Below are 26,987 nucleotides of genomic sequence, written 5' to 3' on the forward strand. Positions count from 1 at the left end.
GCCTTGCTGTGACCGGTTAGCGTGCGTTGGATGAGCATCGAATTCCTGGTCACCGCATTGATCGTTGTCGCCGTGCCCGGGGCGGGCGCGCTCTATACCGTGGCGACCGGGCTTGCTCGCGGACGGCGCGCCAGCCTGGTGGCGGCGTTTGGCTGTACGATTGCGATCTTGCCGCACATCGCCGCCGCGATCACCGGGCTGGCCGCGTTGCTGCATACCAGCGCGCTCGCGTTCCAGCTGCTCAAGTACGCCGGCATCCTCTATCTGCTGTATCTAGCCTGGCAGACCCTCCGAGCCCGCGGCGCACTGCAACTGGACACCGGTGGTGCCAAAGAGTCTCAGACCAAGAACGACCGACAGATCGTCGGACAGGCGATTCTGATCAACCTGTTGAACCCCAAGCTGTCGATCTTCTTCCTGGCATTCCTGCCACAGTTCGTCCCGGCCGGGGCGACCGACGGGCTGGCGCGCATGGTCCAGCTGTCGGCGGTGTTCATGGCCCTGACGTTCGTCGTGTTCGCCTTTTACGGGATGTTTGCTGCTGCCACCCGGCACTACGTGCTCAGCCGACCATCGGTCATGGGCTGGCTGCGCCGCGGCATTGCAGCGACGTTCGTCGGCCTGGGCGCCCGACTGGCGCTCGCTGAGCGTTGAGCGTCGGCTAAGCCTGCGGCAAGCCGACATCGTGCCGCACCGGGATTGCCGGTTGCCCCTCCCCGCCCGGATTTCTAAGATGCGCGCGTTTTCCGGCGTCCGGCGCGTCGCGGGGCGGCGTCCCGAACGTCGGCGCTGACGCGCGCATCTTTATCCCACCATCGAGGGCCGCGCTCCCCGTCATGCAGACCAGCTTCCGACGCACCTTCACCAAAGCCGTCACGATCGTCCTGTTCAGCCTGCTGATCGCCTCCTTCGCACTCTGGGGCGTGGGCGACATCTTCCGCGATACCGGCGGCAGCCAGACCGTGATCAAGGTCGGCGATCAGGAAGTCGGCCAAGCGGAGTTCCAGCGCTCCTTCCAGCGCGAGTTCAACCGGGTGCGCCAACAGATCGGCGGACAGCTGGATATGCAGACAGCGCGCCAGCTAGGCCTGGTCGATCAGATCGTACGGCAGACGGTCACACGTCTGCTGTTCGACCAGAAAGCGCGTGATCTGGGCCTGGTGGTGAGCGACGACCAGGTCGTCCAACGTATCCGCCAGCAGGAGGCCTTCCGCACGGCCGGCCAGTTCAACCGGCAACTGTTCGAGCAGACGCTGCGTCAGAGCGGCCTGTCGGAGGCGCGCTATGTCGATTTACTGAAAAGCGATATCGACCGCCAACACCTGGCAACCGCCGCCGCCGGCGCGCTGCAAATGCCGCAGGCGATGGCCGAGGCGCTCTATCGCTACCGCAACGAACGCCGGATCGCGGACTATCTCGTGGTGCGCAACGACAGCTTCGAGATTCCAGACCCGGACAGCGCAACCCTGCAGCAGTACTACGAGGACAACAGCAGCCAGTTCATGGCGCCTGCCTACCGCGCGCTCACGGTGCTGCACCTCGATCCGGAGGCGCTGGCGAACGAGGTCGCGGTCGGCGAGGACGAACTGCGCGAAGCGTTCGAAAACAACCGCGACCGCTTCGGCCAGCCGGAAACGCGTGAGCTGCGGCAGATCGTCCTGGACAGCCAGGATGCGGCGGAACAAGCGCGCGCGATGCTGTCCGAGGGGCGCAGCTTTGCCGCGGTCGCCCAGGAGTTGACCGGCAGCGCCCCCGCCGATCTGGGCGAAAATCGCCGCAACCAGTTGCTGGATGCCTTGCGGAAGCCTGCATTCAGCACGGATGAAGGCGCGGTCACCGAACCGATTGAAAGCCCGCTCGGCTGGCATCTAGTCAAGGTCGACACGGTGAACGCGGGCAAAACGCCGGACTTTGAAGAAGTGAAGGACCGGTTGCGCGCCGACTTGGTACGCGACAAAGCAGTCGATCGGCTGGTCGAGATGGCGAACACCGTCGATGACCAACTAGCGAGCGGTGCCACGATCGCCGAGGCCGCGCAGCAGGTCGGCTTCGAGGTGCGCAAGATCGATGCGATCAGCCGCCAGGGCAACGCGCCCGACGGCGAGCCGGTCGCGGAGATTCCGCAGTCTGGCGACTTCTTGCAGACGGCCTTCGAAACCGCACAGGGCGAGCAGAGCCTGCTGCAGGAGACCGACAACGGCGGCTACTACGTTCTGCGCGTCGACGGGGTCACGCCCGAGCAGGCCCGGCCCTTGGACGAGGTACGCGATCAGGTACTCAGTGCCTGGCGCGCGGACCAGCGGGCGCAGGAGGCGCAGAAGACGGCCGAACATATCGCCGACCGTCTCGACGAAGGCGCCACGCTGGCGCAGTTCGCCGACGACCGCGGATTGTCGGTGCAAACCACGCAGCCGCTAACCCGCGGCGACAACCGGCAGGCTGGACCCGTCGGCCGGGCGTTGGCCGGCCAGCTGTTCGGGATCGAGGTCGGCGGTGCGACCACCGCGGGTGTGCAAAACGGTGTCGCCGTGGCACAGCTGAAGGAGGTCCAAAGCGCCAATCCGGGGGACGACCCGGAAGCGGTCGCGCAGCTACGCGAACGGGCGCGCCAGGGGCTGCGCTCCGACGTGCTGGCGTCGTTCGCCAATGCGCTGCGCAACCACTACGACGTTCAGGTCAACCAGCAGCTGCTCGACCGCATCATCAACCGCAGTTCCTAACCGTTCGCGCCCGGCACCGTCCGGGCGCTTTTCCAGCACGCCGGATCCCATGCAGGTCACCCCAGACTTCGACCGCTTCGCCGCGTTGTATGAGGCGGGTACGCCACAAGTCGTGCACACCGCCATGATCGCCGATCTGGAGACGCCTGTTTCGGCTTTCCTCAAGATCGCGGACGGCGCACGCAACGCCTTCCTGTTCGAAAGCGTGGAGGGCGGCAACCGAATCGGCCGCTACTCCTTCGTCGCGCTCAAGCCGGACATCATCTGGCGCTGCCGCGGCCAACAGGCGGAGATCAACCGCAACGCCCGCGGCGACACCGGCACGTTCGAACCGCTTGACGGCCATCCGTTGGAGACGCTCAAGGCGCTGCGCAAGGAATCCTGGATCGACCTGCCCGAGGACGCGCCACCGATGGCGGCCTCGCTGATCGGCTACATGGGCTATGACGCGATTCGGTTGATGGAGCGCATTCCGGACGAGAACCCCGACGTGCTCGGCGTGCCGGATGCGCTGTTCACCCGGCCGACCGTCACGGCCGTGTTCGACCGGCTGGAGGATCAGGTGACGGTGTTCACCCCGGTCTACCCCGAGCCCGGCCTGGACGCCCGGCACGCCTGGCAACGCGCAACCGAACGCCTGGCCGAGGTGGTCCGCGACTTCGAACGCTCCCTGCCCTATCGCCGCGAGCGCGTCTCGATCGAGGAGGAACTTGGCGACCCGGTGTCCAACATGAGCCGGGAACGCTTCCACCAGATGGTCGAGGCGGGCAAGGAATACATCGCCGCCGGCGACATCTTCCAGGTGGTGCTGTCACAACGCTTCTCGGTGCCGTTCCGGCTGCCACCGTTCGCGCTCTACCGGGCGCTGCGCCGGCTTAATCCCTCGCCTTTCCTCTTCTACGCCAATCTGGACGACTGCGCGGTCGTGGGATCCAGCCCAGAGATCCTGGTGCGCCTGCGCGACGACACCGTGACGATCCGCCCGCTCGCCGGCTCTCGCAAGCGCGGCGCCACAGCGGCGGAGGACAAGGCACTAGCGGAGGAGTTGCTGTCCGATCCGAAGGAATTGGCCGAGCACCTGATGCTGCTCGATCTCGGCCGTAACGACGTGGGCCGGGTGGCGCAGATCGGCACGGTGCGCGTGACCGAGAAGATGGTGGTGGAAAATTACAGCCACATCATGCACATCGTCTCCAACGTCGAAGGCCGGATCGACCCGCGCTATGACGCCATGGATGCGCTGCAGGCCGGCTTTCCCGCCGGTACGGTCTCCGGCGCGCCCAAGGTGCGGGCGATGGAGATCATCGATGAACTGGAGCCAGAACGCCGCGGCATCTACGCCGGCGCGGTCGGCTACTTCGGCGCCGCAGGCGCGATGGATACCTGCATTGCCCTGCGCACGGCGGTGGTCAAGGACGGCACGATGTATGTGCAGGCCGGCGGCGGTGTGGTCGCCGACAGCGACCCGGAAGGCGAGTTCCAGGAGAGCTGCAACAAGGCCCGCGCGTTGATCCGTGCTGCCCAGGAAGCCATGCGCTTCGCCGCAGGCCGGTGAGGTCTACTGCGCTCAAACGGCCCGACTGACTGGCGGTCGCGACGCGGAGGCCATCTTCGGCTTCCAGGAGACTACCGCTGCCCCTTTTCCGGCAATCGCGCCACGTCGGGGCGACGCTCCTTGACGAGCGCGCTGATCGGAACCAGCGCGATGCCCTTTTCGCGTAAGCCCGGCACCCAACTCCGAAGGGCTTGGATCGTCTCGTCGTAAGGATGGCCGATCGCGACCGCGCTTCCGGCTTCGCGGGCAATGCGCTCAACCTTCGCGAGTTGCTCCCGGATCGCGTCGAGGTCGCGCTGGTTGTCCAGGAAGATGTCGCGGCTGACGTGCGGAACGCCCATCTCTGCGGCAAGCCGGTCACCAACGCTGCCGGCGATCGTCCGACTGTCCAGGAACAGGAGGCCGCGACGCTTGAGCTCGTCCAGAACAGCACGCATGCCCTTTGCATCTCGGGTAAACGCGCTGCCCATGTGGTTGTTGATCCCGACATAGCCATCGAAGCGCGACAGCGCCCAGTCCAGACGGGCCATCAATTCGGCTTGATCGAGATCGCCGCGCAACACATTCGGACCCGGGTCGGTATCCGGGTCGCGCGGCTGCATGGGCACGTGCACCATCAGTTCGTGCCCGGCTTTCCGCGCCGCGCGGGTGATCTTGCCGGGATTTGGCGCATAGGTCATGAACGCGAGCGTCAGCGGTCCTGACAGTTCCACCGTCTCCCACGCGTTCGACCGGTTAAGGCCCAGATCATCGATCACGATCGCGATCTTCGGTGTGCCGGCGCCCGCTGGGACATGGGCCGCCGCATTGCGCCGCCACGCCGGCATGGGGGTCGGCTCGCCCGTCGTCGCCAACGTTTCCGCTTGCCGGCGACCGTCGCGAACGATGCGATCGGTAATCTCGAGGTCTTGTGTCAGGTCGCCTGCCGACTTCGGCGATGGGGTTTCCGTTGGAGACGGCGTGGCCGGAGATGGCGCCTTGGCGTAACCGCTGGTTGGTACCCGTGTGCCGGGATCCTGCTCGACCGACCGTTGCGCGGAAACCTGCGGACCATCGGGCTGGCGATGATCTTCTCCACCGACCAGCAGACCCGCGAGGGCCCCAATCGCCGCCCCGCCCAGGACAACCCCCAGCGCGATGCCAGCGACCTGACGCACGGTGAAGCTACCCAGCACGGCTTTTCTGGGGGGACGCCCATGGGCGCGGCGATGGCGGGTACGGCGGATTTCGGGCATGCGGTGTGCTACGGCCCTGTCGCGGAGTCGGAAAAACGTGTGCGACGAGCCTATCACACGATGTTTGAACGTCGTTAACCGTTCGCAGTAACCCGGCTCTTGGTATCCGCGCCGACGGGCTCCTCGGCCGGCTCGCCGGCGAGGTCGGCCAGGATCGGACAATCAGGTCGGTGATCACCGTGGCACCGGCCGATCAGGTGCTCAAGCGTGTCCCGCATCGCTTGCAGTTCCGCCATCCGCTGGTCGATCTCGGCAAGGTGTTCGCGGGCGAGCGCTTTTACGTCGCCGCTGGCCCGCTCCCGGTCCCGCCAAAGCGTTAGCAACTCGCTCACCTGCTTTACCGGGAAGCCAAGGTTACGGGCCCGGTGGACGAAGTGCAGCGTCTGCAGTTCCTTCTCGCCGTAGACACGATACCCAGCACTGCTGCGCTCCGCAGGCGCGATCAGGCCGATGCTCTCGTAGTAGCGGATCGTCTTGGCCGGCACGCCGGAGCGTTTGGCCACTTCGCCGATGTTCATGCCGTCGCCTCCTTGCCCTGGACGGTCGACGCCACCGATGCACCACGGTTGGCGACCCGTCCCTGCCGGCGTAACAGCAGGGAGTTGGTGGCCACCGACACGCTGGACAGCGCCATCGCCGCACCCGCGATGATCGGGCTCAACAGGCCCACCGCCGCGACCGGGATCGCCACCGTGTTGTAGGCGAACGCCCAGAATAGGTTCTGCCGGATCTTGCCGTAGGTGGCCCGCGACAGGTGAATCGCCTCCGCGACCAGTCGCGGGTCACCGCGCATCAGGGCGATGCCGGCGGTTTGCAGGGCGACGTCGGTGCCCTCGCCCATGGCGATGCCGATGTCCGCAGCAGCCAGGGCCGGCGCGTCGTTCACGCCGTCGCCGACCATCGCGATCACATGCCCCTGCTCCCGCAACCGCTCGATCTCCCGCTCCTTGTCCGCGGGCAGCACCTCGGCAATTACCCTGTCGATACCGATCTGGGCGGCCACCGCTTCCGCCGCGCGGCGGTTGTCGCCGGACAACAGCGTGACCTCGATGCCCTCGGCCTGCAGCGCAGCCACCGCCGCATCCACACCGGGCTTCAAACGGTCCCCCAGGCCAAGCACCCCGACCAGACGAGGGCTCTCACCCAGTTCACCGACATAGACCACCGACCAGCCCTGAGCTTCGAAACTGTCCGTGGTCTCCTGCGTACCGGCCGTATCGACATCCTGTTCGGCCATCAACCGATGAGACCCGACGGCCAGCCGTCGACCACCAACGGTGGCCAGCACCCCCTTGCCGGAGACATTCTGGAAGTCCTCCGGCGTGGTGAGATCGGCATCCTGTTGCCGAGCGTAGGCGACGATCGCCTCCGCCAGCGGGTGCGAGCTGCCCTGCTGCACGCTACCGACCAGACGCATCAGATCGCCTTCGTCAATCCCGCCGAACGGGCGCGCGTCCCGGACTTCCGGCTTGCCCTCGGTCAGCGTTCCGGTCTTGTCAAACACGACCGTGGTGACCCCGCGCGCCTGCTCCAGAGCGCTTGCGTCCTTGATCAAGACGCCGCGCCGGGCCGCCAGGCCGGTGCCAACCATGATCGCCGTCGGGGTGGCCAGACCCAGCGCACAGGGACACGCGATCACCAGCACCGCGACGGCATAGATCAGCGCCGTCTGCAGGCTCGCCCCCGCCAACAGCCAGCCGATCAAGGTGGCGACCGCAACCCCGACCACCGCGGGCACGAACACGCTGGCGACCTTGTCGACCAGACGCTGCACCGGCGGCTTCGACGCCTGAGCCGATTGCACCATGTCGATGATCTTGCCGAGCGTCGACTGCTGGCCAACCGCCGTCGCCTCGATGCGCAGCAGACCGTCGCCATTGATCGCGCCGCCGACCACGTTATCGCCCGGTCCCTTGGCAACCGGCAGGCTTTCGCCAGTCACCAGGCTTTCGTCCGACTGGCTCTCGCCAGACAAGACACGTCCGTCAACCGGGATGCGTTCGCCCGGGCGCACAATCGCGACGTCGCCCTGGACCACCTGATCCGCAGGCACGCTCACGGTCTCGCCACCGCGCTCAACACGCGCCTCATCGGGGCGCAGACGCATCAGCGCCTGGACAGCCGCCCCGGCGCTGCGGGTCGCCCGATCCTCCAGGATGCGGCCCAGCAGGACCAGCGTGATCACGGCCGCCGCAGCCTCGAAGTACAGATGACCGCCGCCGCCCCAGGCCAGCAGATCGCTCGTGGGGGCCGCCACCACGTTGTACAGGCTGAGACCGAACGCCGCCGTCGTTCCCAAAGCGACCAGCGTATCCATATTGCCCGAGAAGCGCTTCAACGCCGGCCAGGCGGCCTTGTAGAAGCGCGCGCCAGCGAACACCTGCACCGGCAACGCAAGCGCAAGCTGCACCAGCGGCGGCAGATGCCCCGGCAAGCCGACCAGTTCGAACCCCATCTGCGCGACCAGCGGCAGGGTCAACAGCGCGGAGACGGCGAACAGCGCCCATTCGCGCCGCGACTGCGCCCGCTCACGCGCCGCCTCTGTGTCCTGGTCTTCCTGCTCGGCCGGGCGGGCACCATAGCCGGCGTCCTTGACCGCCTTGACCAGTCGGTCGGGCTCCACTTTTCGGCTGAGGCGCACCCGCGCCTGCTTGTTGGCCAGGTTGACGTTGGCGCTCTCCACGCCCGACACGCCGGCCAGCGCCTGTTCCACCGTCGAGACACAGGACGCGCAGGTCATGCCCTCGATCCTGAGGTCGCAGACGGCACCATCACGCTGCGGATCGGTCTGCCCGGCCGGTTGCGTGGGTGCGGGCTCGGATGTCTTTGACGCGTTACCCGCTCCCGCCTCGCCAGCGGATTTTTCTTCGTTTCCAGAGTCCTGTGGCGTCACGCTAAAGCCAGCGCGCGCCACGGCGGCGGCCAGCTCGGAGGCCTGCGGGCCCCGATCGGCCGGGGTGACGGTAGCGATCCCGCGGGTATGGTCCACCTGCGCGGACTTGACGCTGTCCAACGCCTCCAGCTCCCGCTGCACCTTCGACGCGCAGCCGCCGCAGCTCATGCCGAACACCGGCAAGTCGATTTCAGCGGAGTCCGTCCGCCGGGCCAACTGGGCCGTGTAGCCCGCGGCATGCACGGCCGCCAGCAAGTCTTCCGGAGCCGGTGTGGCCTCCGGCTGCGGGGTCACCTCCGCGCGGCCGGCGGTGTGATCGACCGTGACCTCGGCGACGCCGTTCACAGCTTCCAGGTGACGACGCGTCTTGGCGGCACAACCGCCACAGGACAGGCCGGTGATCTCCAGGACGATCGGATCGCTATGAGTCGTGTGTGCCGCTTCAGCCATGGCACTGGTGTCCCTTGCCTTGTCTATCTCAGGTCTGACATGGCCCTTCCAGTCACTGGAAGGTCAAGAGGGCGCAGTGACCAGCCCGCGGGCTTGCTTCCGTGCCTGCGTTCCTGCTGCTATAAGGCACGCCCCGGCAGATGCGCCGGGGACGTCAACGCCGGGCGACAAGTGACTGATATGTTTCTGTTGATCGATAACTACGACAGCTTCACCTACAATCTGTACCACTACCTCGGCGAGCTGGGGGCCGAGGTCGAGGTGGTGCGTAACGACGCCCTCACCGCCGACGAAGCGCTGGCCCGGCATCCGCAAGGTATCGTGATCTCACCTGGACCATGCGATCCGGACCGGGCGGGCATCTGCCTGGAGCTGATCGACAAGGCCAAGGACAGCGTGCCGATGCTGGGTGTCTGCCTGGGCCATCAGGCGATCGGCCAAGCGTTCGGCGGCAAGATCGGCCGCGCGGCCGTGCCGATGCACGGCAAGGTGAGTGAAATCCGGCACAACCACGCCGGCGTGTTCCGCGATCTGCCGACGCCGATGCAGGCAACGCGCTATCACTCCCTGATCGTCGAGCGCGAGGGCTGGCCGGACGATCTGGAGGTCGTGGCCGAGGCGGACGACGATGTGATCATGGGCTGCCGCCACCGCACCCGCCCAATCCACGGCGTGCAGTTCCACCCGGAAAGCATCGCCAGCGAGCATGGCCATCATCTGCTGCGCAACTTCCTGGCCGAGGCGGGTCATAACGGGTAGACCGCCGCGCGAAACCGTTTCCACCTGCCGAGACGACGCACAAGAGGACGCAGCATGACCGGCGACATGACCGACCTGAAGGGCCTGATCGCCACCGTGGCCGGCGGCGACCAGCTCAGCGCGGAGCAGGCCGAGCAGGCCTTCGGCATCATCATGTCTGGCAACGCCACACCCAGCCAGATGGGCGGCTTCCTGATGGCCCTGCGCGTACGCGGAGAGACCATCGATGAGATCACCGGCGCGGCGCGCGCGATGCGCGCCAAGATGACCACGATCGAGGCGCCGGCGGGAGCGCTCGACACCTGCGGCACCGGCGGCGACGGCAAGGGTACCTACAACGTCTCCACCGGCGCGGCGTTCGTGGTCGCGGGCTGCGGCGTGCCGGTCGCCAAGCACGGCAACCGGGCGATGTCGTCCAAGTCCGGCGCGGCGGACGTGCTGGCTGCCCTCGGCGTCGAGGTCGAAGCGGAAACACCGTTGGTGAAACGCGCGCTGGAAGAGGCCGGCACCTGCTTCCTGCTCGCCCCGCGCCACCATAGCGCGATGCGCCACGTCGGGCCGACGCGCAAGGAACTGGGCACACGCACCCTGTTCAATCTGCTGGGTCCCCTATCCAACCCAGCCAAGGTGAAGCGGCAGATGATCGGCGTGTTCTCCCCCGACTGGGTGGAGCCGCTGGCACACACACTGAAGAACCTAGGCCATGAGCGCGCCTGGGTGGTGCATGGCGCCGATGGGTTGGACGAACTGTCCACCACCGGCCCGAGCCTGGTTGCCGAGTTGAAGAACGGCGAGGTCACCACCTTCGAAGTCAGTCCGGAGGAGATCGGTCTGAAACGAGCCGATCTGGACGATCTGCTGGGCGGCGATGCCGAGCAGAATGCCCAGGTGATGCGTGCCATGCTGGCTGGCGAGCACGGGCCGTTCCGCGACATCGTCGTCTACACCGCTGCCGGCTGCCTGGTCGTCGCAGACAAGGCGCGCGATCTGAAAGAGGGCGCCCAGATGGCCGCCGCGTCGATCGACAGCGGGCACGCCGCGCGCGTGCTCGACCGGCTGGTCGAAATCACCAACGCAACTCCGCCACACGGAAAAACGACCGCATGAGCGACGTGCTGACCCGCATCTGCGCCACCAAGGCGGAGGAAGTCGCCCGGCGCAAGCTGTCGACACCGCTTGCCGATCTGGAGACACGCGCCCGTGACCAGGACCCGCCCCGCGGCTTCGCCCGCGCGCTTCGGGATGGCGCCGCGCGCGACGGCTTCGGCCTGATTGCCGAGGTCAAGAAAGCTTCACCGTCGAAGGGCCTGATCCGCGCGGATTTCGATCCCCCCTGGATCGCACGCGCCTACCGCGACGGCGGCGCCTCCTGCCTGTCGGTGCTGACCGACGCGCCGTACTTTCAGGGCGCAGATCACTACCTGGAAGCGGCACGCGCGGCCGTCGACCTACCGGTGCTGCGCAAGGACTTCATGCTGGAGCCCTACCAGATCGTCGAAAGCCGGGCGCTGGGCGCCGATTGCGTCCTGTTTATCCTGGCCGCCCTGTCGGATGCCCAGGCTTCGGAACTGGAGGCCGCCGCACGCGAGCAGGGCCTGGACGTGCTGGTCGAGGTGCACGGCGAGACGGAACTGGACCGTGCGCTCCGGCTCGAGAGCCCGTTGATCGGCGTAAACAATCGCAATCTCAAGACCTTGGACGTGGACCTTGAGACCAGCCGTCGACTCGGCCCGCGCGTCCCAACGGACCGCCTGATGGTGTGCGAGAGCGGGCTATTCACCCGTGATGATCTGCTTGGCATGACGGAGCACGGCGCGCGCGCCTTCCTGATCGGCGAGAGCCTGATGCGCCAGCCCAACGTCGAGCAGGCCACGGCCGCGCTGTTCGGCCGGTCGGCGGGAACCGCCGCAGGGGCTGCGGAATGAGCGAATTCACCCATTTCGACGAGCGCGGCAACGCCCGCATGGTGGATGTGAGCGCCAAGGACGAGACTGCGCGCACCGCCACCGCCAAGGCGCGCGTGACCATGGCCGAGGACACGGCGCGGCTGATCCGGGAAGGCGGGGTCAAGAAGGGCGACGTGCTGTCGGTCGCCCGGCTGGCCGGGATCATGGGCGCCAAACGCACACCCGACCTGATCCCGCTGTGCCACCCGCTGAGCCTGTCCAGCGTCGAGGTCGAACTGGCGCTGTCCGACGATGCGCCCGCGGTGGAAATCGCTGCAACCTGCAAGATCGCGGGCAAGACGGGTGTGGAGATGGAGGCACTTACCGCCTGCTCCGTCGCCGCGCTCACGGTCTACGACATGTGCAAGGCAGTGGATAAGGCGATGACCATCACAGACGTCCGGGTCACGCACAAATCGGGCGGAAAGTCCGGAACTTACGAGGCTGCTTGATGCTCTCGGTCGAGGATGCACGCACCCAGGTCCTGGCCGCTTTCACGCCCCTGCCGGCGGAGGTGGTGAGCGTCGAGCGGGCGCTGGGCCGTGTGCTGGCCCAGGATGTCGCCGCCCGCGTCACCCAACCGCCGCGCGACGTCTCCGCGATGGATGGCTACGCCGTGCGCGCCCAGGATGTGGCCAATGCGCCGATCACAATGCGGGTGGTCGGGGAGGTTCCAGCCGGCGGCGATTTCGACCGTCCGCTCGGGCCCGGCGAAGCCGTGCGGATTTTCACGGGCGCGCCCCTGCCCCGAGACACCGACACCGTCGTCATCCAGGAAAACACCGCGCGCGACGGCGACCAAGTGACGGTCCAGCAGGCCGAACCCAAGGGGCGCTGGGTCCGCCCGGCGGGGTTGGATTTCCAGGCGGGTAGCGTCGGCCTCACCGCTGGACGTCAGTTGAGTGCCCGCGATATCGGCCTCGCGGCTGCGATGAACCGCCCCTGGCTGTCGGTCCGCCGCAAGCCTCGCGTGGTGGTGCTCGCAACCGGCAACGAAATCGTCCTGCCGGGCGAGGAACTCGGGCCCAGCCAGATCGTCAGCTCCAACGGCTATGCCCTGTCCGCCTTCGTGGCGGCGTGCGGCGGCGAGCCGCTGCACCTGGGCGTCGCCCCCGACACCAAGGACGGGCTGCGCCAGATGCTGGCGGGCGCGGCGCAGGCGGACCTGCTGCTGACCAGCGGCGGCGTCAGTGTTGGCGAACACGACCTGGTTCAGGACGTGCTGACGGAAATGGGGGCGGATCTCGGTTTCTGGAAAATCGCCATGCGGCCGGGCAAGCCATTGATGCTGGCCAATCTGCAGGGAACGCCCGTGCTGGGCCTGCCGGGAAACCCGGTATCTGGTCTGGTTTGCTCGACCCTGTTCGTACGGCCGGCGATCGACCGCATGCTGGGCCGCGACGCCCCGGCGGAACCCCGCCTGCCTGCGTTGGCCGGGCGCGATCTGGACGAGAACGGCGGGCGTCAGGACTACATGCGCTGCACCCTGTCCCAGGACGCAGACGGCAACCGGATCGCCACCCCCTTCGACAAGCAGGACAGTTCGATGCTGAGCCGGCTCACCCAAGCGGACGCGCTGCTCGTGCGCGCGCCCCACGCGCCGGCCCAGGCGGCCGGCAGCCCGGTTGAGGTCGTGCCATTCGGGGCGGGAATTTAGTGCGCGCTAGCACACGGCCCTTTCGGGGTCACGGTTCTGCGTATTTGCCGTGACAAGCCTCTCCGCCCACGCGAAGGGCGGTTGACGCTTCGACGGAACCAAAGTAGAACACGGCATTGAGTTGATGCTTTGTTCCGCGCCGACAATCGCACCCGTACGCCCTGAAAGTCGGGTTCGGGCCCCGGTTTAACGGTATTCCGCGCTGGGACAGGCAGCCTCGGGGGCAAAACGGCAAAGCGGATGCCAACATGCTGACGCGCAAGCAACACGAACTGCTGCTCTATATCCACAAGCATCTCGGCGAACACGGCGTTTCGCCTTCGTTCGACGAGATGAAGGAAGCGCTCAATCTAAAGTCCAAATCTGGCATCCACCGTCTGATCAGCGGACTAGAGGAGCGTGGGTTTATCCGCCGGTTGCCGCATCGCGCCCGGGCACTGGAAGTGCTGCGCCTGCCAGGTGAGCCCTCCACTCAGACAGGCAGCGCGGAAGACGGTGCGCAAGACGCCGCCGGACACCCGCTGTCAGGAGCACACGGCCGCCCGGTCGGCGACAACGTCGTGCAAGCGAACTTCCGCGCCCCCACCGTCCCCGAACTGGGCGCGACAACGGCTTCGCAGAATCTGCACCTGCCGCTCTACGGTCGGATCGCCGCCGGCACGCCGATCGAGGCGCTGCGCGACGAAAGCGCGTTCGTCGAAATTCCGGGGGCGATGGTAGGCGACGGCGAGCACTACTGCCTCGAAGTCGACGGCGACTCGATGATCGAAGCCGGCATCCACGACGGGGACACGGTCGTGATCCGCCGTGGCGAGCATGCAGAGCCTGGCGCGATCGTGGTCGCCCTGGTCGATGGCGAGGAAGCCACCTTGAAGCGCATCCGCCGACGCGGCCACTCGATTGCCCTGGAACCCGCCAACCCGGCCTACGAAACCCGGATCTATCCCCCCGAACGGGTCAAGGTGCAGGGCCGCTTGGTCGCCCTACTGCGTCGCTATCACTGAGGCGTCGCGCGCATAAACCCTCCACGGCCCGACATGAGCTTTGGGCTGGTGCTGATCTGGCCGTCGCGCGGTCTTACTCCCGGCCGCGTCGGCGAACCCAGGGGCGGGTGCCGCGATGCGCGCGGACTGTGTCGACGCGCGGGCCATCGCGCGCGAGGTAGATGGCGTGCGTCCCCGCACGCCAAAGGTCGAAGCGATCGACCAGGATGCTCGGTCGGGCGCATTTGATCCGCGCCACCGGCACCACCGCAACCAGCACGTCCGCCATACGGCAGTCCTCCGCCAGGGCGCGGCCGTCGCGTACCAGCGCGGCCGTCAGGCTATTCTTGCGGAACAGACAGGCCAGCGGGTCGCAGGTCAGATCCGCACTCTCCGCTTGCCCCCAAGGCGGCCAGGTCTGCACGCGTTGCGTGCCCAACCGCCGCATCCAGACATCGCGGCTGAACCGCTCGCGGCGCTGCGTACTGACCCACAACTCGCCGCTGGCGGCCCGCACGCCGATCAACCTGGCATCGCCCGTGACCAGTACATCCGGCCGCGGTCCCCAGGGCACGCTCAAACAGCCGACAGCGACCGCAGCCAGTCCCCAAAGCCGCCAGCGCCGTTGCCACAAGCACAACCAGACGCCCCCGGCAATGATCAGGGCGAGTCCCGCGCGGCTCGGCGACGGCAGCACCGCGACCGCCCCCGGCCAGTCCGCCACGGTTTCGGCGACGGCAAGCATGCCGGCGATCCCCCACCCCATGACCGTCAGCCCGAAGCCATCGAGGCCGAGCGGCATCAGCGCGAATGCGACGAGTGCGGCCGGCATGATCCAAAAGGCGGTGAGCGGCACGGCAACCAGATTCGCCGCCAAGCCATAGAGAGCCAGCCGGTTGAAGTGGAACACCGCAAACGGCCCCGTCGCCAAGATCGCGATCACGCTGGTGAGCGCCACGCTGCCGGCGTACAGCACAAGCCGCATGGGGATGCTGCGCTGGCTGGTCCGCCCGAAGGTATGGCTGCGCAAACCCTCGTAGGCCGCGACCAGCGCCGTCGCGGCAGCGAACGACATCTGGAAGGAGGCGCTAACCAGGCTTTCCGGATGGAGCAGCAGGACGACGAACGCGGCCCAGGCGACCAAGCGCATGGTCAGCGCACTGCGGTCGAGCGCAACCGCGAGCAGCACCAGCGCGAGCATCAGAAAGGCCCGCTGGGTCGGTATCGTCGCCCCGACCAGCCATAGGTAGCAAAAGCCAGCCAGGGCCGCTGCCAGGGCGGCCCACTTCTTCGCCTGCACCCGCACCGCAACGGCGGGCACGAGCGCGATCGCCGCCCGCACGGCGAAGAACACCAGCCCGGCGATCAGGCCAACGTGCAGGCCCGAGATCGCCAGCAAATGCGCGAGCCCGGAGTCCCGCATCGTCTGCAGCACGTCCTCGGGGATCGCGCTGCGCTCGCCGGTCATCAACGCGGCGGCGACCGTGCCAGCGCGCCCGGGTACCGCCGCGCGCACCCGCCGGGCGATCGTCTGCCGGCGCTGCGCCCACCAAAGGTCCCACGCGCTTGGCCCTGCCCCCGGCGCGCGGGCCAGGCGCTCCACGCCACCCAACGCGAAACCGACCGCGCCCAATTGCTCGAAATAGGCCCGCCGGGCGAAGTCGTAGGCCCCGGGCGCGGCCGGCTCGGGCGGCGGCGATAGAACCGCCAGCAGACGCACCCGGTCCCCCGGCAAGATGTCCGGCGCGCCCGCGGAGACGGTCACACGCACGACTGCCGGCGTCAGGTTGGCATCAAGCCGCGCCACAGCGACCTCGCCCAGGCGAAGACGGTGCCCGGTGGCCCGTGGCTCGACCTCCAGCACGGTCGCGTGGATCCGGGCGGGGCCATGCTCCTCCTGCAGAACCGGTGCTGCGACCAGATACGTGCGCAACTGCGCCGCGCCGAAACCAGCACCAACCGCCCCCAGCGCGAGCGCGCCGAGCATGACCCAGGTGCGCCCGCGCGCCTGCAGCGCAAACAAGGCCGCAAAGCCGACCGCAAGCAGACCGATCCAGCCCGGAGGTTCCCGCTGCAGGGTGAAGTAGACGGCGATGCCGCTGCCGAAGGCGACCGGCAACCACAGCGCCCAGCGCTCCCGCTCGGCCAGGAGCTGAATCTGCAGGGTGAGCCAGAGCGCGTTCAGCCGGCCGGCCAGCGCCTCGACCGCTGCTTGCCGCCCCACCCTCGCCCGCACCCGCCCACGCATACCGCGCGCCCCAAGCCGTCATCACGCGACGGCATGTTAGCAGATGCGCGCGTCCGGTGTACCCAAACGCGTCTCCAAGGCACTCTTGGCACGCTCATCGTGGCATGAAAGCGAACGCTATGCTAAACCCGCGCGCCTGAGACACCGCCGTGTCGCCGGCCGCAATGGCCCGCATGACCGACCCTGCCGCGCCATTGGTGTTTCATCCCGCCCAGAAGGCCCGTAACGCTTCGAGGAGACCATGAGCGTCGTTACCCGTTTCGCACCCTCGCCCACCGGTTATCTACACATCGGCGGTGCACGCACGGCGCTGTTCAATTGGCTGTTCGCCCGACATCACGGGGGCAGCTTCCTGTTGCGGATCGAAGACACAGACCGCAAGCGCTCAACGCCCGAAGCGATCCAAGCGATCCTGGACGGGCTGAAATGGCTTGGTCTGGAATGGGATACCCAGCCGGTCTATCAATCGAAACGCCTGGAGCGACATGCGGAGATCGCCTACCAGCTGCTGGCGGATGGCAACGCCTACCGGTGCTACGCCACCCAGGAGGAGCTGGAGGCGATGCGCGAGCAAGCGCGCAAGGAAGGCCGGCCGATCAAGTATGACGGCCGGTGGCGCGACCGCGATCCGTCGGAGGCCCCGGCCGACGTAACCCCGTGCATCCGCCTGCGCATGCCGCAGGAGGGGCAGGCCACCCTGCACGACCGGGTGCAGGGTGCGGTCACGGTCGACAACGCGCAGCTCGACGACATGGTGATCCTGCGCCAGGACGGCACTCCGACCTACAACCTGTCGGTCGTGGTCGACGATTACGACATGGACATCACTCATGTGATCCGGGGCGACGATCACCTGACCAACGCCTTCAAGCAGGCCAAGGTCTACGAGCTGCTCGGCTGGGAAGCGCCGGTGTTCTCGCACATCCCGCTGATCCACGGCCCCGACGGTGCCAAGATGTCGAAACGCCACGGCGCCGTTGGCGTGGAAACCTATCGCGACAAGGGCTACCTGCCCGAAGCCATGCGCAACTATCTGCTGCGTCTGGGCTGGGGGCACGGCGACCTGGAGATTGTCCCGACAGACCAGGCGATCGAGCTGTTCGATCTGGACGGTGTCGGCAAATCCGCCGCGCGGTTCGATTTCGACAAGCTGGACAACTTCAACGGCCACTACATGCGCCAGGCCGACGATAGCCGCCTAACCGATCTGGTCCAGGAACGCCTGGAGGCCGAATTGGGTCGCGAGCTGACCGGAGACGACCGCTCGCGCCTTCTGGCCGGCATGGATGGCCTGAAACAACGGGCCAAGACGCTGCAGGAATTGGCCGAAAGCGCCAAGTTCTACGTCCACCGGCCGCAGGAATTGACACCGAAGGCCGCCAAGCAACTGGCCGGCGACGCCCGCCCACGCCTGGCGCAACTATCCGACCGGCTCGAGAGCCTCTCGAACTGGAACCAGGATCTGATCGAAAGTGAAACCCGCGATTTCGCGGAAGGTCTCGAACTCGGCCTCGGCAAGGTGGCGCAGCCGCTGCGCGCAGCGCTGACGGGTTCGACCGTCTCGCCGGGGATTTTCGAGGTCATGGAGGTTCTTGGCCGGCAGGAGACACTTGCCCGTCTGCGCGCCGCCGCAACGACACAAGATACCGAAGCAGGGCAGTAAGATGACCGATCGGTTGCCTGGAGGTTGAAAATTCACCTCCTTCGCACCGCGTTGATCGCCCACCCCCTAGCTTCTATGCTGCGTCGCAGCTAACTTCCGCCCGACACGCGGGTGCCTACCTCCAACAGCTATACGGAAAGCAGGGCCATGAACGACAGCAAGGGCGCGGCCCAGCAGGCGTCCGGTCAGAAGACCGCGACCCTGACGGACCACGAGACCGGCGAGAGCTACGAGCTTCCCATCCTCGACGGCAATATGGGCCCGCGCGTCTATGACGTGCGTAAGCTGTATGCCCAAACCGGCGCGTTCACCTACGACCCCGGCTTCACGTCGACGGCAAGCTGCAAGTCCGACATCACCTTCATCGACGGTGAGAAAGGCCAGCTGCTGCACCGCGGCTACACCATCCAGGACCTCGCCGAGAACAGCGATTTCATGGAGGTGTGCTACCTGCTGCTGCACGGCGAGCTGCCGAACCGCTCGGAGAAGACGGAATTCGAGAGCGCCATCACCTACCACACGATGCTGCACGAGCAGATGCTCTACTTCTTCCGCGGCTTCCGCCGCGATGCGCATCCGATGGCGGTGATGGTAGGCGCGGTTGGCGCGCTGTCGGCCTTCTATCACGACTCCACCGACATCACCGACCCGCACCAGCGGATGATCGCCTCGCATCGGCTGATCGCGAAGATGCCGACGATCGCGGCGATGGCCTACAAGTTCTCGGTTGGCCAACCGTTCATCTATCCGCGCAACGACCTGAGCTACGCGGAGAACTTCCTGTACATGACCTTCGCCGTGCCGGCGGAGGAGTACGTGGTCTCCCCCACGCTCGCCCGCGCGATGGATCGGATCTTCATCCTGCACGCCGACCACGAGCAGAACGCCTCCACCTCGACGGTGCGGATTGCCGGTTCCTCCGGGGCCAACCCGTTCGCCTGTATCGCGGCCGGCATCGCCTCGCTGTGGGGACCGGCGCACGGCGGCGCCAACCAGGCGGTGCTGGAAATGCTGCAGCAGATCGGCAGCAAGGACCGGATTCCCGAGTTCCTGGAGCGCGCCAAGGACAAGGACGATCCCTTCCGCCTGATGGGCTTCGGCCACCGGGTCTACAAGAACCACGATCCGCGTGCGCAGGTGCTGCGCGAAAGCGCTCACGAGGTCCTGGACGAGCTCGGCAAGCGCGACGACCCGCTGCTCGACCTCGCCATGGAGCTGGAGCGGATCGCGCTGTCCGACTCCTATTTCGTCGAGAAGAAGCTGTTCCCGAACGTCGACTTCTATTCAGGCATCATCCTGAAGGCGATGGGCTTCCCCTCCTCGATGTTCACCGTGCTGTTCGCACTGGCGCGCACGGTCGGCTGGGTCGCCCAGTGGAAGGAGATGATCGAGGATCCGGGCCAGAAGATCAGCCGGCCGCGTCAGCTCTACACCGGCTACGGCCCGCGCGATTTCGTGCCGCAGGATCAGCGGGACTAACGCCGCGTCATACCTGACGACAAAACCCCTTACCGCACACGCGGTAAGGGGTTTTTCTTTGGCGTTATAGGCAATGCATCCGCTTTTTGCAGACACATGCTCCCAGGTCCCTAACGATCCGCCCCTGCCGCCTCCAAAACGATCCGTGCGGCCTTACGGCTCGGCGGCTCGCCGAATGCGCCCAGCGCCTTTGCCGCCTCCTGACAGGCGCTGACATAGGCCGCCCGGCGCTCGGTATCGTCCAGTAGCGGCTGCAGCGCGTCAGCCAGTTTGGTAGGCGTGCAATCCTCCTGCAGCATCTCCGGCTGGATCGGCCGGTCCATCACCAGGTTGGGGAGGCTGACATAGCGCACGTGGATCAAGCGGCGGGCCAGGAAGGCAGTGAGGCGGTTAACGCGGTAGGCGACCACGGTGGGCAGTTGCGCCACCGCCAACTCCACCGCCACGGTGCCGGACGCGGCGATCGCTGCGTGCGAGGCCGCGAAGGCGGTATAGCGTTCCTCCGTCCCGGTCACGACCGTGACCGGAACCGGCCAGGCCCGGGTCACTCGCCGCACCCGCCGCTCGACCCCCGCGACGGTCGGCAGCACGACATGCAGGTCCGGCAGTTGTTGGGCGAGCAGCGCGACCGTTTCCTCGAACACGGGCAGCAGTCGTTTGACCTCGCTCTTCCGGCTGCCTGGGAGCAAGCAGATCAGTGGTGCCTGGGTCGGGATGGTGTGTTGCGCCCGGAACTGCAATGTGTCGAACGTTCGCCCGGCCGTCTCGACCACGGGATGACCGACGAAATCGGTCGCCAGACCGTGTTGTTCGAAAATCGGCGGCTCGAATGGCAACAGCGTTAGCAGTCGGTCCAGATAACCGGCCATCGCCTTCGCCCGCCAAGGCTTCCAGGCCCAGACCTGCGGGGCGACGTAATGAATCCTCGGGCAGCCGATGCCGGTCAGCTTGTGCATCACGCGCAGCGTGAATGAGGGGCTGTCGATCGTGACCACAGCGTCCGGCCGCAGCGCACGAGCCGCAGCCACCGTCTGACGCATCCGCGTCAGGATCCGCGGCAAGTGCGGCAGCACCTCCGCAAGCCCCATCACCGACAAGTCGCTCATCGGGAAGAGGCTCTGCAGCCCCTCGCCTTCCATCCGGTCGCCACCGACACCGGCGAAACGCACACGCCCACCCGTCTCCGCCTTGAGCTCCGCCATCAGGCGCGCGCCCAACTGGTCGCCGGACGGCTCGCCCGCGACCAGGAAGATCAGCGGTCCGCCCGTAGTACTCGTCATACCATCATCCCTGTTCAGGCTCAGGCGGCGCCGGAATCGGGCGCGTTCCTCGCCGTACCGGCCCTCTCGACGCCGTACAAGAAAAGGTGCGCCGCATCGGCCGCCTTGATCGTCCCCTCCGGGTTCACCATCAACGCGCCTCCTGCGCTGATGGCGATTCCGCTCAGGCCCGCGGCTTGTGCGCCTTCCACCGTGCGCTCGCCAATCGTCGGCAGGTCGGCGCGTGCATCCTGCTGCGGCTTCTTGATCTTGACCAACACCCCACCCGGCCCCGGCCGCCGGAGTCCACCGCAGCGCGCAAGCAGGCGATCCGTCCCCTCGATCGCCTCGACCCCCAGCACCAGTCCCTGCTGCACGACAACGGCCTGGCCGACGTCCTGCTCTCCCAAGGCCCGCGCGACCGCCAGGCCGCGTCTGATATCCTCGAAGGCAGCCGCATCCGGGGTATGACGCCCCAGCACCCCGGCGCCTGCCAACACATCGGGCAGCACCTCGTGCAGGCCGACCATACGGAAGCCCTCGTGCTCCAGAAGCGCCATGACGGCCCGCAACAGTCCATCGTCCCCGAGGGCGCGGGTGCCCAGCCGGCCCAGAAAGCGTGCAGCCGTGAAGTCCGGGCGAATCTCCCCGAACGATGGCCGGCGCACGGGCCCTGCCATGACCAAATCCTGGCAGCCGGCCTTCCGCAGGGCCTTCAACGCCTGCCCGGCGGCGCCCAACCGGGTCCAGACATGCTCGACATCGCCGTCCAGGGTTGCGGGATCGGTCTGACCGTCGAACGCGACGACGAAGACCTCCCGGCCCGCACGCCGGCAAGACTCGACGATCTGGCGGGGCAGCGGGCCGCCGCCGGCTAGGATGCCGAGCTTATCCGGCATTCTCCGCCTGCGGCTGGCACAGCGCACGGCTGGAATCGGCACGGACGAAGTCGATCAGATCGTCGACGATCTGCAGATCGCCATAAGCCTGTGCCAACTGGTCGACACGCTCCCGGAAGGTCCCCTCGCGGCCGTGGAAAAGCTCCTGATAGGCGGCGCGGAGTTTCTGCACCTCCGATTTCCCGACCCCCCGCCGCTTCAGTCCCACGACGTTCAGGCCATTGAGACGTGCACGGTTGCCGGTGACAAGGCCGTACGGGATCACGTCGTTCTCAACTCCCGACATACCACCGATCATCGCGCCGGCACCGATCCGACAGAACTGGTGGACGGCACACAGCCCGCCGAGGAAGGCACCGGCGCCGACCTGCACGTGCCCCGCAAGCGTCGCCTGGTTGGCCATGATAACGCCGTCGGCGACCCGGCAATCGTGCGCCACATGGGCACCGATCATCAGGACGCAATTCTGCCCGACCGAGGTGACCAGCTGATCGCCTTCGGTCCCGGGGTTGAGCGTACAGTGCTCCCGGATCACGGTGCCCGCGCCGACTTCGAGCCGGGACTCCTCGCCCTTGTACTTCAAGTCCTGCGGCGGTGTCCCCACCGCGGCGAAGGGATAGACCTGCACCCCCGACCCAAGGCGGGTGTGACCCTCGACGACCGCATGGCTACGCAGCACGACACCTGGGTCCAGGACCACGTTCGGCCCAACGATGGAGTAAGGGCCAATCGTGACGTCGTCCGCCAGCTTGGCGGCCGGATCGACAACAGCCGTGGCGTGAATGTTGGACATCAATCATCCATGATCATGGCGGAGAAGGTCGCCTGCGCAACACGCACGTCATCGACCTTCGCTTCGGAACGGAACTTCCAGACGTTCCCACGGTTACGCACTTTTTCGACATGCACGCGCAGCACGTCGCCCGGAAAGACGGGTTTGCGAAAGCGCGCCTCGTCTACCGTCATAAAGTAGACGAGCTTGCCCGCGGCCTCGCCTTCCAACGTCTCAACCACCAGGACGGCGGCAGTCTGGGCCATCGACTCGATGATCAGTACGCCCGGCATCACAGGCTGCCGAGGGAAGTGGCCGGTGAAGAACGGCTCGTTGATCGAAACGTTCTTCACGCCGGTTGCCTTCACGTCCTTCTTGATGTCGACCACCTTGTCGACCATCAGGAAGGGATAGCGATGCGGGATCATCTCCATCACCCGCATGATGTCGGCCGAGGAGACCTCGGCGGCTTCCCCCCGCTTGTCACTCATCCTTATTACCCTTCGTTTTCAGCAGGCGCTGCCAGATCGCAACCAGCCTGAAAAACTGTTTGGACGGCATGGCGGGCGATCCGGCAAGGCGTTCACCCGCCGCCACATCCCGCGAGACCCCTGCCTGCGCGGCGATCTGTGCACCTGTGCCAAGCCGTATATGTCCCGTCACACCAGCTTGGCCGCCCAGAGCGACGAAGTCCTCAATGACCGTGCTGCCAGCCACTCCAGCCTGTGCGACGACGACGCACCCGCGTCCGAGACGCACGTTGTGCCCGATCTGAACCAGATTATCCAGTTTGCTGCCGGCCCCGATCACGGTGTCCGGTCCCGCGCCGCGGTCGATCGACGTGTTGGCACCGATTTCCACATCTTCTTCGACGATCACCCGGCCGAGTTGTGGTACATCGCGAAAGGGGAAATCAGACATGTCGAAGCCGAAGCCACGCTGGCCGATCCGCACACCGGGGTGGATGTTCACCCGCGCACCGATCAGGCAGTGGCTGAGCGTTGCCCCGGCACCGACCGTCGTGTCGTCGCCGACCGAGACGCCAGGGGCAATCACGGCGTTCGCGCCGATCCGGCAGCGATCCCCGATCACCGCCTCCTCGCCGATCACCGCACCTGGACCGATGTCCGTCTGCTCGCCGATTTCCACGCCTCGGCCGATCCGCGCGCTGTCGTCGATCTGGCCCGTGGGGTGTTGATCAGGGTGGAACGCGGCGGCAATCGCGGCATAGCCACGGTACGGCTTGTCCGCGAGCAAGAGCGCCATGTCATCGGGCGCATTGCCTGCCTGCTCCGGCGCCACGATGCAAGCGCCCGCGCGGCTTTGTCGGAAATCGTCCAGGTAGCGTTGGTTGTCCAGAAAGCTGATGTCGTCCGGCCCGGCCGCGGAGAGTGGCGCGACCCCGGTAACGCGCCGGTCCGGATCGCTGCCCGCAGCCACGGCGGCCCCGGTCAGGTCGGCCAGTTGCTGCAGCGTAAACGGTCCTGCACGGCGGAAAAAACGATCGTCGACCATACCCCCGCTTTACTGCTTCAGCGGCGGCACGTCGACAGACGAAAGCTCTTCGTTCAACCTTTTCAACGCCCGATCCGTCATATCGAGGTGCGGCCGCACGATCACCACCGTGGCCTTGCCCAGCACCAGGTCGATGTTCTGCCCGCTGGCCAAGTCCCGAACGATCCCGACGAGATGTTCCTGAACCGCCCGCATCGCCTGCGAGTAATTACGGTCCAACTGTCGCTTCGACCGTTGGATCTCGCGCTGCAGCTCCGTTACCTGCTCTTCCAGCCGCCGGCGCTTTTTCCGGAACGCATCCTGCGAGAGAACGCTCCGCTCACGCGCGAGTTCCTCGTTGGCTTCCCGCAGCTCCTGTTCGCGGCGCTGCAGTTCGGATTGATACTGTTCGCGCTGCTTGTCGATCTGCCGCTGGATCGATTGTACCGCATCCGACTCGCTCGTGATCTTCTGCATATCGATCACGGCGATCCGGATGCCGCGGAGCTGCGACCCAGCCTGCCCCCCCTCGGCTGTGTAGCCATCGCCCGCGGTTTGGGCGAGCGCAAGCCCCGTGACGGCCGCACTCCCGGCAAAGGCGATCGGTAGTGCGATCAGCAAACGGGCCGCACACCGGCGGATTTTGGAGAACGCCATGGCTCTCACAGTCTAGAAGGAGGTGCCGAAACTGAACTTGAAGATCTGTTCCTCATCGAAGTCCTCCTTCACGACCGGGAAGCCAAGGTCAAGCTCCAACGGACCGATCGGGGAACGCCAACTCATGCCAACGCCAACGGCAACACGCGGCGAGGAACTTTCCAAGACCTGGTTCGGGTTATCGTCGACGCCGAAACTCGCCCCGGTATCCGCGAAAATCCGGCCGCGCACCGGCAGATCGCTGCCAAGCCCGATCGGGAAGCGCAACTCGACCGTACCGGCGTAATAGTTCTTGGCGCCAATCGGGTCTCCGGTCGGCTTGTCGCGCGGCGACAAGCCGGCGCTGTCGAAGCCGCGCACCTCGTCGCTGCCGATGAAGAAACGGTCGTTGACCCGGGTATCCTCGCCAACGCCGAACATGTTGCCGACCTCTGCCCCGAAGACGATCGACCATTCTTCGACAACGGGCTGATAGTAGTTCGCGCCGATGACGTTCTTCACGAAGGTCACGTCACCGCCCAGACCCGCGAAGGTGTTCTCCGTGAACGCCTCGAAGCCATCGCTGATCATGTTCTCCTGCGACACCCCGTTATAGCTCAAACGGTGGGTGATCGAGGAGAGATTGGTTGTGCCTTCGGAACGCTTGATGATCACGGCCGCGTCGTCTTCGACGTTCTCAACCGTCCGCCGCGAATAGCGGTAACGCCAAGACTGGCGCCACCGATCAATCAGATCGTACCCCGTACGCAGTGCACCGCCCAATTCAGTCTCATCATACGTCCGGCTGTCCGAGGAAAACCCGCCGAAGGTGTCGTTTTCACGGCTCGTGCTGGTGCGGAACAGGTCGAAGCCCGCCGAGACGGGTTCGCCCATGAAGTACGGCTCAGTGAACGAAAGGTCATAGCGCTGGCTGGCGCCCGACAGAGTCAGGTTCAACTGCAGATCCTGCCCCTTGCCGAGCAGGTTGCGCTCGCGCAGTTGGATTGCGCCCAAGGGGCCGTCCGACGTGGAAAAGCCGGCACCGAAGGTCAAACTGCCGGTCGACTGCTCCTGGACGTCGACGTTCACGACCGTCGCGGCTTCGCCCTCGACACGCTGGGTGTCGACATTGACCTCCTTGAAGAAGCCAAGGTTCTGGATCCGCTCACGCGACCTGCGCAACTTGGAGGCGTTGAACGCGTCGCCCTCAACCAACTGGAACTCGCGTCGGATGACGCGGTCCAACGTCCGGACATTGCCGGTGATCTCGATCCGCTCGACGAATACCTTCGGGCCTTCTTCAATCCGATAGGTGACACCGATGGTATCGTTGTCCCGGTCGCGGTCGGTCTGCGGCCGCACCTCAACGAAGGCGTACCCGAGATCGCCGACCGCGCGCTCCAGGTTGGAGATCGTTTCTTCGACGGCGCTGGCGTCGTACCAGTCCCCCTCCTCGGTCGTGATCGCGTCCTCGACCTGCTCAGGCTCCAGCCCCTTGAGCGAACTGGAGACGTCGATCGCGCCGAATTTGTAGCGGTCGCCCTCACTGACGGTGAAGGTTAGGACAAACGCCTCGCGGTCGGGAGTCAGCTCGGCAACCGCGCTGCGGACCTCGAATTCCGCATAGCCCTCGCTCAGATAGAAGCGACGCAGTTGTTCGCGGTCGAACGACAGACGGTCGGGATCATAGGTATCGTTGGCCCCCAGCAGCTTCCACCAAGCGGATTCTTCGGTCGCGATCTGATCGCGCAACTCGCTGTCCGAGAACGCCTCGTTGCCGACGAAGTTGATCGCGCGGACCTCGGTTTCCGGCCCCTCGTCGACCTCAAACACGAGATCTACGCGGTTCTGTTCCAGCTCGATCAGCTTCGGCTCGATCTCCGCGCCGTAGTAACCGTTGCGGCGGTAGACCTCCAACAGCCGGTCGACATCGTTCTGAACCTTGGTGCGCGTGTAGACCACGCGCGGACGCAACTCGACCTCCTGGCGCAGGGTCTCTTCATCGAGCTCGTCGTTACCCTCGAACGCGATCCGGTTGATGATCGGGTTTTCCTGAACGTCCACGATCAGCCGGTCGCCTTCGCGCGACAGCACGACATCCTCGAACAATCCGGTGTCGTACAGTCCCTTAAGCGAGCGGTTCAGTTCCTGCGCATCAAACCGATCACCAGGATCGACCTCCAGGTAAGAACGCACCGTGGTGGGCTCGATGCGCTGGGTGCCGCGGATCACGATCTCGCCGATCTGTCCGCCGTCGGTGATCGACTGCGCCTGCGCCACCGACCCGGGACCCGCGACCGTGGTCAAGCTGAGCAAGATTAGCGACACCGTCGCCGGGG

Annotated in this window: 22 protein-coding genes; 11 read left to right on the forward strand and 11 right to left on the reverse strand. The window is 66.4% G+C overall.

All coding sequences use genetic code 11. From position 1 onward, the window contains the following. Positions 1-30: 30 nt before the first annotated feature. From RHOSA_RS0112705 to trpE, 3 genes are all read left to right on the forward strand, one after another. Positions 31-654 (forward strand): LysE family translocator, encoded by a 624-nt coding sequence (locus RHOSA_RS0112705; protein WP_027288968.1) that lies wholly within the window; start codon positions 31-33, stop codon positions 652-654. A 182-nt stretch (positions 655-836) separates the two neighbouring features. Further along, entirely contained in the window at positions 837-2,720 is a 1,884-nt protein-coding gene (locus tag RHOSA_RS0112710; RefSeq protein ID WP_027288969.1) for a SurA N-terminal domain-containing protein, read from the forward strand. Between the two features lie 49 nt (positions 2,721-2,769). Further along, on the forward strand, positions 2,770-4,275 hold the full coding sequence (gene trpE / locus RHOSA_RS0112715; RefSeq protein ID WP_027288970.1) for an anthranilate synthase component I: 1,506 nt from the start codon (positions 2,770-2,772) through the stop codon (positions 4,273-4,275). Between the two features lie 71 nt (positions 4,276-4,346). On the opposite strand, the gene RHOSA_RS24305 is transcribed toward trpE, so the two are convergent. The 3 genes from RHOSA_RS24305 to RHOSA_RS22320 all read right to left on the reverse strand — a co-directional run bounded on the left by RHOSA_RS24305 (position 4,347) and on the right by RHOSA_RS22320 (position 8,853). Further along, on the reverse strand, positions 4,347-5,510 hold the full coding sequence (locus RHOSA_RS24305; protein ID WP_081728705.1) for a divergent polysaccharide deacetylase family protein: 1,164 nt from the start codon (positions 5,508-5,510) through the stop codon (positions 4,347-4,349). Between the two features lie 74 nt (positions 5,511-5,584). Further along, the gene (gene cueR, locus RHOSA_RS0112725) at positions 5,585-6,028 is read right to left on the reverse strand and encodes a Cu(I)-responsive transcriptional regulator (protein ID WP_027288971.1); all 444 of its coding nucleotides are present in this window, start codon (positions 6,026-6,028) and stop codon (positions 5,585-5,587) included. Next, entirely contained in the window at positions 6,025-8,853 is a 2,829-nt protein-coding gene (locus RHOSA_RS22320) for a heavy metal translocating P-type ATPase (RefSeq protein WP_081728706.1), read from the reverse strand. Before RHOSA_RS22320 ends, cueR begins: the two co-directional genes overlap by 4 nt. 180 nt (positions 8,854-9,033) lie before the next feature. On the opposite strand from RHOSA_RS22320, the gene RHOSA_RS0112735 reads away from it, so the two are divergent. The 6 genes from RHOSA_RS0112735 (at position 9,034) to lexA (ending at position 14,219) form a co-directional block, all read left to right on the forward strand. Continuing rightward, positions 9,034-9,612, forward strand: coding sequence for an anthranilate synthase component II (locus RHOSA_RS0112735; protein ID WP_027288972.1), 579 nt, complete (start codon positions 9,034-9,036; stop codon positions 9,610-9,612). A 54-nt stretch (positions 9,613-9,666) separates the two neighbouring features. Then, on the forward strand, positions 9,667-10,719 hold the full coding sequence (trpD, locus tag RHOSA_RS0112740; protein WP_027288973.1) for an anthranilate phosphoribosyltransferase: 1,053 nt from the start codon (positions 9,667-9,669) through the stop codon (positions 10,717-10,719). After that, complete coding sequence (trpC, locus tag RHOSA_RS0112745) at positions 10,716-11,537, forward strand: indole-3-glycerol phosphate synthase TrpC (protein WP_027288974.1); 822 nt, start codon at positions 10,716-10,718, stop codon at positions 11,535-11,537. Before trpD ends, trpC begins: the two co-directional genes overlap by 4 nt. Next, a complete protein-coding gene (gene moaC / locus RHOSA_RS0112750) occupies positions 11,534-12,010 on the forward strand; it encodes a cyclic pyranopterin monophosphate synthase MoaC (RefSeq protein WP_027288975.1) in 477 nt (158 codons plus the stop codon). Before trpC ends, moaC begins: the two co-directional genes overlap by 4 nt. Further along, on the forward strand, positions 12,010-13,215 hold the full coding sequence (locus tag RHOSA_RS0112755; RefSeq protein ID WP_027288976.1) for a molybdopterin molybdotransferase MoeA: 1,206 nt from the start codon (positions 12,010-12,012) through the stop codon (positions 13,213-13,215). Before moaC ends, RHOSA_RS0112755 begins: the two co-directional genes overlap by 1 nt. Before the next feature lie 248 nt (positions 13,216-13,463). Further along, positions 13,464-14,219, forward strand: a complete 756-nt coding sequence (gene lexA, locus RHOSA_RS0112760; protein WP_027288977.1) for a transcriptional repressor LexA — start codon at positions 13,464-13,466, stop codon at positions 14,217-14,219. 73 nt (positions 14,220-14,292) lie between these two features. Here the strand turns inward: lexA and RHOSA_RS22325 are convergent, their stop codons facing one another. Continuing rightward, positions 14,293-16,422, reverse strand: a complete 2,130-nt coding sequence (locus tag RHOSA_RS22325; protein WP_037256294.1) for a ComEC/Rec2 family competence protein — start codon at positions 16,420-16,422, stop codon at positions 14,293-14,295. A gap of 265 nt (positions 16,423-16,687) precedes the next feature. Here RHOSA_RS22325 and gltX point away from each other — a divergent pair, with 265 nt between their 5' ends. Both gltX and gltA read left to right on the forward strand, forming a co-directional pair. Continuing rightward, positions 16,688-18,109: a glutamate--tRNA ligase gene (gltX, locus tag RHOSA_RS0112770; protein WP_027288978.1), complete on the forward strand. Its 1,422-nt coding sequence runs from the start codon at positions 16,688-16,690 to the stop codon at positions 18,107-18,109. A gap of 147 nt (positions 18,110-18,256) precedes the next feature. Beyond that, positions 18,257-19,588 carry a citrate synthase gene (gene gltA / locus RHOSA_RS0112775; RefSeq protein ID WP_027288979.1) on the forward strand — a complete coding sequence of 444 codons (1,332 nt, stop codon included), beginning with the start codon at positions 18,257-18,259 and terminating at the stop codon, positions 19,586-19,588. A gap of 110 nt (positions 19,589-19,698) precedes the next feature. Here the strand turns inward: gltA and lpxB are convergent, their stop codons facing one another. The 7 genes from lpxB to bamA are packed head-to-tail and all read right to left on the reverse strand — an operon-like array spanning position 19,699 to position 26,976. Continuing rightward, positions 19,699-20,868 carry a lipid-A-disaccharide synthase gene (gene lpxB / locus RHOSA_RS0112780; protein WP_027288980.1) on the reverse strand — a complete coding sequence of 390 codons (1,170 nt, stop codon included), beginning with the start codon at positions 20,866-20,868 and terminating at the stop codon, positions 19,699-19,701. Between the two features lie 20 nt (positions 20,869-20,888). After that, positions 20,889-21,746, reverse strand: a complete 858-nt coding sequence (locus tag RHOSA_RS0112785) for an LpxI family protein (protein WP_027288981.1) — start codon at positions 21,744-21,746, stop codon at positions 20,889-20,891. Then, positions 21,736-22,539 (reverse strand): acyl-ACP--UDP-N-acetylglucosamine O-acyltransferase, encoded by an 804-nt coding sequence (lpxA, locus tag RHOSA_RS0112790; protein ID WP_027288982.1) that lies wholly within the window; start codon positions 22,537-22,539, stop codon positions 21,736-21,738. Before lpxA ends, RHOSA_RS0112785 begins: the two co-directional genes overlap by 11 nt. Beyond that, positions 22,539-23,009, reverse strand: coding sequence for a 3-hydroxyacyl-ACP dehydratase FabZ (gene fabZ, locus RHOSA_RS0112795; protein WP_027288983.1), 471 nt, complete (start codon positions 23,007-23,009; stop codon positions 22,539-22,541). The genes lpxA and fabZ overlap by 1 nt, the downstream gene beginning before the upstream one ends. Next, positions 23,002-24,033, reverse strand: coding sequence for a UDP-3-O-(3-hydroxymyristoyl)glucosamine N-acyltransferase (lpxD, locus tag RHOSA_RS0112800; RefSeq protein ID WP_027288984.1), 1,032 nt, complete (start codon positions 24,031-24,033; stop codon positions 23,002-23,004). The genes fabZ and lpxD overlap by 8 nt, the downstream gene beginning before the upstream one ends. Positions 24,034-24,042: 9 nt before the next feature. Continuing rightward, positions 24,043-24,669, reverse strand: a complete 627-nt coding sequence (locus RHOSA_RS22330; protein ID WP_051432117.1) for an OmpH/Skp family outer membrane protein — start codon at positions 24,667-24,669, stop codon at positions 24,043-24,045. A gap of 12 nt (positions 24,670-24,681) precedes the next feature. Beyond that, entirely contained in the window at positions 24,682-26,976 is a 2,295-nt protein-coding gene (bamA, locus tag RHOSA_RS0112810) for an outer membrane protein assembly factor BamA (RefSeq protein ID WP_156092722.1), read from the reverse strand. Between the last annotated feature and the right edge of the window lie 11 nt (positions 26,977-26,987).

Origin of the sequence: Rhodovibrio salinarum DSM 9154, from assembly GCF_000515255.1 — a bacterium.
Lineage (GTDB): Bacteria > Pseudomonadota > Alphaproteobacteria > Kiloniellales > Rhodovibrionaceae > Rhodovibrio > Rhodovibrio salinarum.